The 12,039-nt window shown below is 67.1% G+C and carries 13 protein-coding genes; 8 read left to right on the forward strand and 5 right to left on the reverse strand.

Annotation, left to right across the window (positions count from 1 at the left end; genetic code table 11):
• Nucleotides 1–16: 16 nt before the first annotated feature.
• Nucleotides 17–538, reverse strand: a complete 522-nt coding sequence (locus NS3_RS23140) for an NUDIX hydrolase (RefSeq protein WP_245649766.1) — start codon at nucleotides 536–538, stop codon at nucleotides 17–19.
• 190 nt (nucleotides 539–728) lie between these two features.
• Between NS3_RS23140 and NS3_RS23145 the strand changes: the two genes are divergently transcribed.
• Both NS3_RS23145 and NS3_RS23150 read left to right on the forward strand, forming a co-directional pair.
• On the forward strand, nucleotides 729–1,466 hold the full coding sequence (locus NS3_RS23145) for a pirin family protein (RefSeq protein WP_067863400.1): 738 nt from the start codon (nucleotides 729–731) through the stop codon (nucleotides 1,464–1,466).
• 161 nt (nucleotides 1,467–1,627) lie between these two features.
• Entirely contained in the window at nucleotides 1,628–2,179 is a 552-nt protein-coding gene (locus tag NS3_RS23150; protein ID WP_067863403.1) for a DUF4190 domain-containing protein, read from the forward strand.
• Between the two features lie 10 nt (nucleotides 2,180–2,189).
• Here NS3_RS23150 and NS3_RS23155 read toward each other — a convergent pair whose 3' ends face one another.
• Nucleotides 2,190–2,732 carry a hypothetical protein gene (locus NS3_RS23155; RefSeq protein ID WP_067863406.1) on the reverse strand — a complete coding sequence of 181 codons (543 nt, stop codon included), beginning with the start codon at nucleotides 2,730–2,732 and terminating at the stop codon, nucleotides 2,190–2,192.
• 130 nt (nucleotides 2,733–2,862) lie between these two features.
• Here NS3_RS23155 and NS3_RS23160 point away from each other — a divergent pair, with 130 nt between their 5' ends.
• The 3 genes from NS3_RS23160 to NS3_RS23170 all read left to right on the forward strand — a co-directional run bounded on the left by NS3_RS23160 (nucleotide 2,863) and on the right by NS3_RS23170 (nucleotide 6,278).
• A complete protein-coding gene (locus NS3_RS23160; RefSeq protein ID WP_067863409.1) occupies nucleotides 2,863–3,714 on the forward strand; it encodes a helix-turn-helix domain-containing protein in 852 nt (283 codons plus the stop codon).
• A gap of 10 nt (nucleotides 3,715–3,724) precedes the next feature.
• Nucleotides 3,725–4,099: a DUF397 domain-containing protein gene (locus tag NS3_RS23165; RefSeq protein ID WP_067863412.1), complete on the forward strand. Its 375-nt coding sequence runs from the start codon at nucleotides 3,725–3,727 to the stop codon at nucleotides 4,097–4,099.
• Between the two features lie 70 nt (nucleotides 4,100–4,169).
• A complete protein-coding gene (locus NS3_RS23170; RefSeq protein WP_067863415.1) occupies nucleotides 4,170–6,278 on the forward strand; it encodes a M13 family metallopeptidase in 2,109 nt (702 codons plus the stop codon).
• Between the two features lie 67 nt (nucleotides 6,279–6,345).
• Here the strand turns inward: NS3_RS23170 and NS3_RS23175 are convergent, their stop codons facing one another.
• Both NS3_RS23175 and NS3_RS23180 read right to left on the reverse strand, forming a co-directional pair.
• The gene (locus tag NS3_RS23175; protein WP_067863418.1) at nucleotides 6,346–7,242 is read right to left on the reverse strand and encodes a L,D-transpeptidase; all 897 of its coding nucleotides are present in this window, start codon (nucleotides 7,240–7,242) and stop codon (nucleotides 6,346–6,348) included.
• A 459-nt stretch (nucleotides 7,243–7,701) separates the two neighbouring features.
• Nucleotides 7,702–8,232, reverse strand: a complete 531-nt coding sequence (locus tag NS3_RS23180; RefSeq protein WP_067863540.1) for a DUF6764 family protein — start codon at nucleotides 8,230–8,232, stop codon at nucleotides 7,702–7,704.
• Between the two features lie 210 nt (nucleotides 8,233–8,442).
• Between NS3_RS23180 and lppU the strand changes: the two genes are divergently transcribed.
• Nucleotides 8,443–9,063 carry an LppU family putative lipoprotein gene (lppU, locus tag NS3_RS23185; protein WP_067863421.1) on the forward strand — a complete coding sequence of 207 codons (621 nt, stop codon included), beginning with the start codon at nucleotides 8,443–8,445 and terminating at the stop codon, nucleotides 9,061–9,063.
• An 86-nt stretch (nucleotides 9,064–9,149) separates the two neighbouring features.
• Here the strand turns inward: lppU and NS3_RS23190 are convergent, their stop codons facing one another.
• Nucleotides 9,150–9,824, reverse strand: coding sequence for a S1 family peptidase (locus tag NS3_RS23190; protein WP_067863542.1), 675 nt, complete (start codon nucleotides 9,822–9,824; stop codon nucleotides 9,150–9,152).
• Nucleotides 9,825–10,311: 487 nt separating this feature from the next.
• On the opposite strand from NS3_RS23190, the gene NS3_RS23195 reads away from it, so the two are divergent.
• A complete protein-coding gene (locus NS3_RS23195; RefSeq protein ID WP_067863424.1) occupies nucleotides 10,312–11,166 on the forward strand; it encodes an MlaE family ABC transporter permease in 855 nt (284 codons plus the stop codon).
• A 4-nt stretch (nucleotides 11,167–11,170) separates the two neighbouring features.
• Nucleotides 11,171–12,034, forward strand: a complete 864-nt coding sequence (locus NS3_RS23200) for an ABC transporter permease (protein ID WP_067863428.1) — start codon at nucleotides 11,171–11,173, stop codon at nucleotides 12,032–12,034.
• Nucleotides 12,035–12,039: the final 5 nt, after the last annotated feature.

Genomic DNA, 12,039 nt, shown 5'->3' on the forward strand with positions numbered 1-12,039 from the left:
CGGCTCCCCGCCGGGATCAATGCCCGGGGAACAGCGAGCGCACCGCCTCCCGGGTATCGGGCGTCATCGGCAGGGTGTCGAGGGTGCTCATGTCGGTCCAGACGAAAGCATCGTGTTCCCCGGGCGAGAGCGATACCTCGCCGGGATCGGCCACCACCAGGAAACTGAACTTGCGGACCCGTGGCTTGCTGCGCGTCGCATAGTCGATTTCTCCGAGAAACCGTTCGATGCGGCGCACGCGCAGACCGGTCTCCTCGAACAACTCGCGCACCACGCATTCGGTGAGAGTTTCTCCGGATTCCACCCCGCCGCCGGGTAATTCGTACATTCCCCCGAAATAATCGTCCGGGACCCGCCGGATTACCAGCAAACGGTCGTCCCGGAATACCGCGATACCGACCACGAAATCGGTGATCCCCGCCGCGCGCGCCCGTTCACACAACTGTTCTTCGACCTGCGCGAGTGCGTCCGGTCGCATCTCGTCACCTCCGCCTCGCCCATTGTGGCCCAGGGTTTTCCCCGCCCCGGCGTCCGGCACTCGCTCGGCTGCCGTTCACCGGCCCGCCGCTCGCGTAATATGCCCGATGCGGGACAATTTACTAGGAATACGAGTCACCGCACGCTCGAGTACACGTCGACGCCGGATCGAGCCGTGCGCGCTGGGAGAGGAGGACCGGGTGTCCACACTCGCGACGCCGCACATCGATGTCCATCGAGGTGGCGACCGGATGAAAACTCGGGTGTCCTGGCTCGATTCCAAGCATTCGTTCTCCTTCGGCGAACATTACGATCCGGACAACACCCACCACGGGTTGTTGCTGGTCAACAACGACGACATCGTGTTGCCCGGTCAGGGGTTCGACACACATCCGCATCGCGATATGGAAATCGTGACCTGGGTGCTCGAAGGCAGCCTGGTACATCAGGACTCGCTCGGCCACAGCGGTGTCATCTATCCGGGTCTGGCCCAGCGGATGAGCGCGGGCACCGGCATCATGCATTCGGAGAAGAACGATTCCTGGCGACTGGACAACAGCTCCGCCCACGACCGGCCGGTGCATTTCGTGCAGATGTGGGTGATGCCCGACGAGGCAGGCGTCGAACCCGGCTATCAGCAGCTCGAGATCGACGATGAACTGGCCTCCGGCGGACTGGTGACGGTGGCATCGGGCCTGCCGCGCTATCGCGATCGCACCGCCATCGCGATCAACAGCAGTCATGCCGCGCTGCACGTGGCCCGGCTGCCCGGCGCCGACACCGCCGGTGCGCCCGCGCAGGTGCGGCTGCCCGAGGCGCCGTACCTGCATCTGTTCGTCGCGCGGGGGCAGGTCGAGATGGAGGGGATCGGTCCGCTCTACGAGGGCGACGCCGTCCGTACCGGGCACAGCGGCGGGCAGCGGATAACGGCGCACGAGCCCGCGGAGATCCTGGTGTGGGAGATGCACGCCCGACTCGGCGGTCGGTGAACGGCACGTTTCGACGGTTCGGCCCCGCCGAACCCGCCCGCCGCCGGCTCGCCGGAGCTCCCGGTTCGTACGATTGGTCCGGCTACCATCGGGTATCGGACTGCGCGATCGAGGCGGGGTGAGCTCGTGCGAACGCGTCCGACCGACTGAGAGGTAGGCCCATGTCGCAATATCCTCCCCCGGGTCAATACCCCCCGCCGGGTCAGTATCCGCCACCGTCGGGTCCGTATCCGCCGTCGGGCCAGTATCCGCCGTCGGGTCAGTATCCGCCGCCGCCGGGGCAGGAACCGGGCGCGAGCGGCGGTTACTGGCAGGAATCGCCCAAGCGCACCGGGCTGGCGATCGCCGCCCTCGTCCTGGGCATTCTGGCGCTGGTCAGCTTCTGGACCGTGGTCGGCGGCTACCTGCTCGGCGTGCTCGGTGTCGTCTTCGGCATCGTTGCCGCGGTCAAGGCGCGCAACGGTTCCGCGGGCGGCATGGGGATGGCGGTCACCGGCCTGGTGCTCAGCGTGCTCGCGCTCATCGGCGCGACTCTGTTCTTGATCGTCGGCTGGAACTTCTTCGTCGATGTGGGTGGCAAAGATCTGGTGGACTGCCTCAACAAGGCGGGCAACGACCAGGCCGCGATCGACGAATGCGAACGTCGGTGGACCGAGAACATCGAGGACCGGTTCAGCATCACGCTTACCCCTGCCCCGGTCCCGACTCCCTGACCTGTGATTATCAGTTCACGCCACAGCGTGGCGCGGCCGCGGCCGTCCGTGTCACGCCGGTGACCTCGGCCAGGTTCGGCCGGTAGTCCTCCTCCGGCGCGCTGATCCACGAGCGGTAGCCGGTGCGTTCGTCGGCCGGAGAGGGCAGCACGATCCGGCTGCCGGGCAGCGCTATCGAGGCACACACCCGGAAGAGGTCGGCGAACAGGCCCATGTCCAGGTAGGAGTTGTCCGTCGGGCCGGTGAGGAAAGTCCACCGGTCCGATCGCGGGTGGGCGATGATCGGGCAGCGGCGCGGTCCGGACAGCGCTTCGGCGACTTTCGCGCCGAGCGTCGCGGGCATGACGACCGCGCCCACGGCGCCCACTTCGAGCATGATCCGCCCGAGGGCAGGATCGACGTCGGCGAACAGGCGATGGTCGGTGCGATAGCGACGGCAACGATGGAAAGCGTCTTCCTTGGCTGCCGAGCGGCGCCCGCCGGGGCGGGCAGGCAACACCTGAGTGGTGCCCAGCGTGCGGTGATTGCCAGATCCAGTGCCGGACGTGCTCATGAAGAACCTCGTCTCGATGCGGAGTGGATGTTTCGGGTGAACCAGCCGCTAACGAGTGACAGTAGCCCTGGGCAACTGCTGTGACAATAGTCACCGACGGCTCGTCGATCACGAAGTAGCATCGACTCGCATGGCACCCGTCTCGCCGACCGTCGCCCGCTGGGAACTGGTGCTGCGCCTGCGTGAGCTGCGTGAACAGCGCGGATTCGACTCGGCGAGCTTCGCCAGACAGGTCGGCTTCACCCCGGCCAACTGGTCGCACGTGGAGAACGGCAGGCGCGTGCTGACCGGCCGGACCATCGTCCCGGTGCTGGATCTGCTCGAGGTCGAGGACGAGGAGCGCGCCGAATTACTCGGCCTGCTACAGGCTGGCAAACAACGAGGATGGTGGAGCAAGTCCTCCGCGCTGATCGGCCCGGAGTTGCAGCGGCTCTACGGCATGGAGCACGGCGCGCAGAGCATCCGCAGCTATGACAGCCTCATCGTGCCGGGGCTGTTGCAGACCGAGGCCTACGCGCGGGCGCTGATCAGCGCCGACGTGATGATCCGGCCGGTCCAGGTCGACCAGTTGGTCGCCATCCGGATGCGCAGGCAGCAGCGGTTGCGTGGCCGGGATCGGGTGGAACTGACCGCCGTGATCGGCGAGGCCACCTTGCTCCAGCAGACCGGGGGGCCGCAGATCCTGCGCGGTCAGCTCGAGCATCTGGTCGCGCTGAGCGACGAGCTCGACACCCTCGACGTGCGCGTCATTCCGTTCAGTGCCCCGGACGGGGCGATCCTCGGCGGATCCAGCTTCCACCTGCTCGACTTCGCAAGTGAGCAGCTACCGACGTTCGGGTGGGCGGAGAGCGCGGTGTTCGGCGGTCCGGTGGAAGACCCCGAGCTGGTACGTGACCTGGGCTTCGCCTACCTGCGGGTCCTCGAGCAGGCCCTGTCCAGATCCGATTCCGAAGCCCTGATCAGGGGTTACGCACGGGAGTAGACTTTCGGGCATGGCCACCAACGCCGGCGGCCGGCCGATTCGCACCGGCTGGTTCACCTCGTCCCGGTCCAACAACGGCAACCAGTGCGTCGAAGTGAAGTTCGACGCGGACGCCGTCTGGATACGGGACAGCAAATATCGCTCCGGGGCCGCAGGAGAGTCCGCGGCTCAGCCGGTCCTCTCGGTCTCCGCGGCCGAGTGGGACGATCTGGTGGCGCGGCTGCGGACGGGCGGCCCGGTCCCCGAGATGATCACCGAGAACGGCGCGGGCGGTGTGGAACTGCGTCGTGGCCCCACCGTGCTGACCTTCACCGGCGCCGAATGGGACGCCTTCCTCGCCGGAGTGGCCGACGGCGAATTCGACCGGGTTCCGCAGCCGGGCTGACCCGTTCCGGTAGGCCCTCGCGTTCGGCGACCCCGGCCGTGTTCAGGTATGGATCGGCATACTGGACGGCGTGACCTCCGAGCTGATCAGTCCTTCCGGTATCGATCTATCCCATCTGGACGAGGCCGTCCGGGTCCAGGACGACCTGTTCGCGCACGTCAACGGTAAATGGCTGGCCGAGTACGAGATTCCCGCCGACCGCGCCGTCGACGGCGCCTTCCGCGCCCTCTACGACCAGGCCGAACTCGACGTCCAGGCCATCATCCAGCGGTGCGCGGAAGGGGCGTACGGCACCACATCCGGCAGCGCCGCTTCTGTGAACGCCGCTTCTGTGAACGCCGCTCCGGCGAACGACACCGTGGCGAACGACACCGCGGCGAACGACACCGCCGACGCCCGCCGGATCGGCGACCTCTACCGCTCCTTCATGGACACCGAGACGGTGGCGGCCGCGGGTCTGTCGCCGATCGCCGGGGAACTGGCCGCCCTGCGCGAGCTGACCGACCGCTCGGCCTTCGCCGCGCTGCTGGGGCAATGGCATCGCACCGGCGTGCCCGGCGCGGTCGGCTTCTACATCGACTCCGACGCCAAGAATTCCAGCCGGTATCTGATCCAGATCTACCAGTCCGGCCTCGGCCTGCCCGACGAATCCTATTACCGCCAGGACGAATACGCCGAGATCAGGACGGCGTACATCGCCCACATCGACCGCATGTTCGCCCTGGCGGCCGACGACCCGCGGGTGGGTGCCCTGCTGCCGCCCGACCTCGGCACCGTCGGACAGCGGATCTTCGACATCGAACGCGCACTCGCCGCCGGTCACTGGGACGTGGTGCGCCGCCGCGACGCCGAATTGAGCTACAACCTCACCACCTTCGACGCGCTGCGCACCGAGCATCCCGAATTCGACTGGACGGCATGGACGGCCGCGCTGGCCGAGGGCCTCGATCGGTCCGGTCCGGAACTGTTCGCCGAAGTGGTGGTGCGCCAACCCGATTACCTGGGCGTCTTCGCGCGCCTGTGGGCCGACGCCGATCTCGCCGACTGGCAGGCCTGGGCCGCCTGGCGGCTGCTGCACGCTCGCGCGCCGTACCTCACCGACGACATCGTGGCCGAGAACTTCGACTTCTACGGTCGCATCCTCACCGGCGCCACCGAGAACCGCGAACGCTGGAAGCGCGGGGTCTCGCTGGTGCAGGAGCTGCTGGGCGAAGCGGTCGGCAAACTGTATGTGGCCGAGCACTTCCCGCCCGAGGCCAAGGCCAAGATGCAGGAACTGGTCGCCAATCTCGCCGAGGCCTACCGGCGCAACATCACCGACCTGGACTGGATGAGCCCCCAGACCAGGCAGGCCGCGCTCGCCAAACTGGAGAAGTTCACCCCCAAGATCGGTTACCCGAACCGCTGGCGCGACTACTCCGGGCTGCACATCGACCCGATGGACCTGCTCGGCAACTACCGAAACGGCTGCGCCGCCGAGCACGATCGGGAACTGCGCAAACTCGGTGGACCGGTCGACCGGGACGAGTGGTTCATGACCCCGCAGACGGTCAACGCCTACTACAACCCGGGCATGAACGAGATCGTCTTCCCGGCCGCGATCCTGCAACCGCCGTTCTTCGACATGAACGCCGACGACGCCGCCAACTACGGCGGTATCGGCGCGGTGATCGGCCACGAGATCGGCCACGGCTTCGACGACCAGGGCGCCAAGTACGACGGCGACGGCAACATGATCGACTGGTGGACCGACGCCGACCGCGCCGAATTCGGCAAGCGCACCAGGGCCCTGATCGAGCAGTACGACGTGCTCTCGCCCAAGGATCTGGCCGACGAGCACACCGTCAACGGCGAGTTCACCATCGGCGAGAACATCGGCGATCTGGGCGGGCTGTCCATCGCCCTGCAGGCCTACAAGATCGCCCTCGGCGACGAGCAGGCCCCGGTGATCGACGGCCTCACCGGGCTGCAGCGGGTCTTCTACGGCTGGGCGCAGGTGTGGCGTACCAAGGCGCGCGAAGAGGAAGCCATCCGCAGGCTGGCCGTCGATCCGCATTCGCCGCCGGAGTTCCGGTGCAACGCGGTGGTGCGCAATATCGACCTCTTCCACGAGGCCTTCGGCGTCGAACCGGGTGACGCGCTGTACCTCGACCCGGCCGAGCGCGTCCGCATCTGGTGAACGACAACGAGACGCCGGCCGCGCGGATGGCGCGGCCGGCGTCTCGTTCGAGCGGGGGATCGGGCGATCAGTTCCAGTCGCCCAGACCGTCGCGGGCGTTGAGGGTGCCGCCCGCGGTGTTCTGCACGATGACCGGGTCGCCCTTCTGGGCGTTCTCGAAGAACCAGCGGGCGTCCTCGGTGCTGACGTTGAGGCAGCCGTGGCTGACGTTGGACACGCCCTGCTGGGCCACCGACCACGGCGCGGCGTGCACGAAGATCCCGCTGTTGGAGATGCGGGTCGCGTACTCCACGTCGAGCTTGTAGCCCTCGGGCGCGTCGACCGGCACACCGTAGGTCGAGGAGTCCATGACCATCTCACGGTGGCGTTCGCCGACGATGTAGGTGCCGTTGGGGGTCTCGTGGCCGGGCTTGCCCATCGAGGTCGGCATCGTCTTGATCACCTCGCCGTTGCGGGTGACGGTGATGGTCTTGGTGGCGTCGTCGGCGGTCGCGATCAGGGCGTCGCCGATGCGGAACGCGCTGGTCGTGCCGCCCGCCTTGACGAAGACGTCGGTGTTGGCCGGCCAGAACTCGTTCGGCTTCCAGCGGACCTGCTTGTCGCTCCACCAGTAGAAGTGGCCGGGCGCCTCGTTCGAGGAGGTGATCTCGATGGCCTTCTCCGCGATGGCGCGATCGGCGATCGGCTCCTTGAAGGTGATGATGATCGGCTGCGCCACGCCGACGGTCTCACCGTCGGCGATGTTGATGTTCGGCGGCGCGAAGTTGGCCTGCGGCTCGGGTTCGGTCACCAGCGGTGTAGCCGACCCGAGGTCGACTCCGGGGAGCAGCGGCTCGGCCTGTGCGGGAGCGATGATCAGCGCGCCCGCGGCGGCGATCGACGCGGACAAGAGGACGCCCTGGCGAAGCCGGTGGGACAGCCGGTCTCGCGTCGGCAGCGACCTGTTGTTCGAAGCGGCATGCATTGGTTAATCGTCCATTCCATCTGCCGCGCGGATGCGCGGGAGATTTCATCGGCGTGGAGCCTCGACGATCTCCCCGGGGCTGAGAGCTCCCGAGGGGATCTCCCCGAGGGGGTGACCACGTGCGGGTTTCGCGAAGGCTGTCCACGGGTATTGATGCGGGACCGGGATCTATCACGGGCCCGCGGGTATGACGGCCCGACCGCGTCCATTCCTACCCTTCGCGCCCGGCCCGGGGCCACTCGTCGCGGACGGTCATGCGCTACGGGTACGACAAGTGAGCGCAGTCACATAAGTTGTTGTCCGGCAGGGATTTCGGCGAAAATCGCCGGTCACGCCCTCGTTCGGTGACCTCGCGGCCCATATGCCGTACGTCCGGTTTGCGGGTAGGGCGGACGGGCTTGTGAGGCATATCACCGCTCCTGGCTCCGGTCGCCCGGCGCGTCGGGAGGGTGTGCGGCATCAGGAGTCGGGTGGGGTGGGCGTCCACTGTCCGAAGGGCGTCGCCAGGCAGCTCGCGCCGCTGGTGGTGTTCCAGGCGAAGGCGCCCGCGCCGAGGCAGACCACCGTGCCGTCGGTGGTGCCGCCGACCTCCGCGCGTGAGCCCTCGAAGGCGATCGCCACCGCCATCTGCTGACCGTCGTACGGCACGGGATCGGCGACGGAGCTCAGCGCCATCGCGTCGGGACCGAATCCCAGCGCGATCGGGATGCCGCCGAACCCCTCGCTCGCGCCGACGCCGCCCGCCGCGCCGACGCCGAACGCGTTCGCGCCCATCGCGGCGTAGGCGTACCCCACCCCGTCGAACCCCGTCGCCAGCGCGCGCCCGTGTTCGTCGGTGGCGGCCCGGCACCCGGTGCGGCCCTCGATGCGGGTGAGGTCGCCACCGCGCTCCGCGGTGCAATGCAGAGGGGTTGCTGAGGCGGTCGCCGGTACCGTGACCGCGGTGCCCAACGCGGCGGCCGAGCAGATAATCACCCTGATCAGGTTCATGACTGGCCCCTTTCGCGCCGTGATCACCACCATACCCAGAGAGATTGCTGGAGGAGGTTCGGCGCGGTTCGGACGGCCCGCGCCCGCGGGTGACTCGACGGTGACGGCGCAGGTGGTGTATGCATGGCGTGGTATTTCAGCTCAGCTCGTCATCTGCGGGTCAACAGGCCGGGTGTGAGTTCGGAGCGTTACAGCTCGGGAGGACTGTACGTGTCTCGTCAATTGTTATCCGGTCTCGCGCTCGCGGTGGGCATCGCCGTCGCGGCGTTCACGCTGTCGGCCTGCGGGTCGACCGTCGACGGCCATGCCCAGCCCGCCGTCGGCGGCACCATAGATGCCCTCACCAGCACGCCCAAGCCCGGTCCGCCGAAGCCGAGCACGCCGCCGAAGTCCAGCGCGCCGCGCACGACGACGCAGGAGGCCGGGGACACCGACTTCCAGGCCGAGATCGGCGACTGCGTGACCCTGGGCGGTACGACCACCGACGCCACCATCGCAAAGGCGTCCTGTGGCAGCCGCGCGTCCAACTACAAGGTCATCGGCAAGGCCACCAGCAGCGCGTTGTGCCCGGCCGATCGCGACAACTACTACGCCGAGACGCTGAACGGTCTCGAACAGGGCGCGTTCTGCCTGGACATCGATTGGGTGATCGGCGGCTGCATGGATATCGGCGGCGACGACCCTCAGCGCATCGACTGCGGCGAGTCCGGCCTGCAGCCGGTGCGGGTCGACGAGATCGTCCAAGGCGCGGGCGACGTCGGCGCCTGCGACACCGGTTTCGGGTTCGAGTACACCGAGCGCCGGTTCGTGGTCTGCGTCGAGGAGTTGTAGAGCCCGGTCCGGGGGGAACCGGTGAACGCACAAGGAGCGGACCGAAAGGTCCGCTCCTTGTGCGTCTTACCTGGTGACCGGCTGGATCAGATGGGCCGGAAGCCCGCGCCGATGTCGCCGCGGCGGTTGAGGTCGTCCATGATCGTGGTCATGTTGGTGCCGACCTCGGGGCCGAAGCAAGCGATGGCCAGGTAGGCGTTCACCATGCCGACCAGCGTCGAGCCGACGACCACCGGTGCACCGGAGTCGCCTTCCACCACGCACATCTGGGCCCAGGTCTCCATATTGCTGCCGAAGATGTCGCCGTAGGCCAGACCACAGGTGTTTCCGGTGGTACGGCCTTCCTTGCAGACGATCATCGGGAACTGGGCGGGTGCGCCGATCCCGGTGATGGTCACGTTGCCGATCCGGTTGACCGGGGTGATCGAGCCGGGCTGGAACTGGATCACCGCGTAGTCGAGGGTCGGGTTGGAGTAGACGAAGCGGCCGATCACACCGGCTCCCGGGTCGATCTCCGAGTACACCTGTGCGCCCGCCTCGCCGCAGTGGCCTGCCGTCAGGCCGACCAGCCTGCCCGCGTTGTCGTGGCCGACGGTGGTGACGGTGCACTCGTACATGTTGTCGACGATGATTCCCGAACCGCCACCGATCACCGGCGCGCCCGGGTCCGCCACCGCGGTCCCTGCGCCCGTCCCGAGCAGCGCCGCGCCCAAGGCCACGGCGAGGACGGCGTTGGCCGCCTTGGCGAGTTTGCTGAACATGTCCCTCCAGATGTCGGAAGCCCGCACGATATCAATCTGTCGCATTCATCGTGTCAGTATTCGGTCTCGGTCGCGTCTCGCCGGGTGGCGGGGCTCCTGGCCCGATCGCCCGGCGTGTCATAGCTTATCGGTATCAAAATGGTGGACCCGGCGCGTGTCAGCGATATTCCCCGCCGGTCGTGCGGTATGCCCACGGCATTCGGATACTGCGAATGATTTTAGATGATTATTTTCCACGCAATTCCTCGGACTCAATTGCGCAAGCCCATATCGCCGGGCTGCGGCTGCAACGTGTTCTAAAAAATTCTTCGTTTGTCGATGTTTCGGAAGAGCGCCACTGTGGTGTCTCCCAGTCTTTTCGGGCGAGTGATCGCTATCTATGACTGCAATCACATGTCAGTGGTGTGTTCAGCACTACCCCGTAGTAAGGTGCGTCAAGCAAACGAGTCGTCGGGGTTGTCCAACCGGCGTCGAGAGGGGTTAGCCAGTGCAGTCGACCAAGAGTCCTCCCGGAGGATCCCGCATAAGTGAAGCGGTCGATTGGACGAGGGCCTATTGGGAAGACCACCCGAAACGGTCCCTGGAGACCTTCGGCCGACAGATCACCATGGGCATCTCGGCGGTCGCCGAGTTGTTCGTCGCCATCTTCCGGGGCCGGTTCCCCTTCGGAGAATTCGTCCGCCAGTGCGCGTTCATGGCGAATGTGGCCGCCGCCCCCACCCTGCTGGTCGCCATCCCGATCGGCGTCATCGTCTCCATCCAGGTCGGCGCGGTCGCCGGCCAGGTCGGCGCGACCTCGTTCATCGGCGCGGCCAACGGCCTGGGCATCGTCCAGCAGGGCGCGCCGCTGGTCACCTCGATCATGATCGCCGGCGCGGTCGGTTCGGCCATCTGCGCCGACCTCGGCTCGCGCACCATCCGTGAAGAGATCGACGCCATGAAGGTGATGGGCGTCGACCCGATGCGCAGACTGGTCGCGCCTCGGCTCGGCGCGGCGATGCTGGTCAGCGTGCTGCTGTGCGGCTTCGTCGTGTTCGTGGGCTTCCTGACCGGCTACGTGTTCAACATCTTCGCCCAGGGCGGCACCCCCGGCTCCTACATCGGCACCTTCTCCTCGTTCGCGGTCACCCGGGACCTCTTCGTCGCATTGGTCAAGTCGATGATCTTCGGCCTGCTGGCCGCGATCATCGCCTGCGACACCGGCCTGAACACCCGCGGCGGCCCCGGCGGCGTCGCGAACTCCGTCAACTCCGCTGTGGTGAGCTCGGCCATCATGCTCTTCGGCGTGAACCTCGGGATCACGCAGATCTACAGCGCCCTCTTCCCCCCACAGGTGGTCTGAGCCGGTGTCGTCAACTTATGTGCCGCCGCTGCTGCGGCCGCTACATCAACTCAAGAAGACCGCGCAGGCTCCGGTCGACCTGCTCGCGCGCATCGGCCATCAGGTGTTCTTCTTCCTGCGGTCGGTGGGCTCGATCCCGTTGGCACTCAAGCAGTACCCCAAGGAAGTCTGGCGCCTGCTCACCGACGTGACCTGGGGCAACGGAAATCTGGTCGTCGGCGGTGGCACCATCGGGGTCGTCATCATCCTCAGCGCCTTCGGCGGCATGACCGTCGGCATCCAGGGCCACACCTCGCTGAACCTGCTCGGCCTGAGCCCGATCACCGGTGCGATCTCGGCCTTCGCGACGACACGCGAGCTCGGTCCGCTGCTGGCCTCGCTGGCCTTCGCTGCCCAGGCGGGCTGTCGATTCACCGCCCAGCTGGGCGCCATGCGCATCTCCGAGGAGATCGACGCGCTCGAGTCGGTGGCGATCCGGCCACTGCCTTATCTGGTCAGCACCCGCATGTTCGCCGCCATCGTGGCGATCGTGCCGCTGTACTGCCTGGGCCTGGCGGTCGCCTACATCTCCTGCTCGCTGACCGTGCAGATGATCGGCGGCACCGCCTCGGGCACCTACTCGCACTACTTCTACCAGTTCCTGATCCCGACCGACGTGCTCTACTCGCTGCTCAAAGCGATCGTGTTCGTCGCGATCACGACATTCATCCAGTGCTACTACGGGTTCTTCGCCTCCGGCGGCCCGGAGGGCGTCGGCGTGGCGGCCGGCCGCGCGATCAAGATGTGCATCATCCTGGTCGTGTTCGCCGATCTGTTCATGACGTTGGCTATCTGGGGCGTCGACCCCGGAATCCGGATCTCGGGGTAAGGGCG

Source organism: Nocardia shimofusensis NBRC 100134 (assembly GCF_001613125.1).
GTDB classification, from domain to species: domain Bacteria; phylum Actinomycetota; class Actinomycetes; order Mycobacteriales; family Mycobacteriaceae; genus Nocardia; species Nocardia shimofusensis.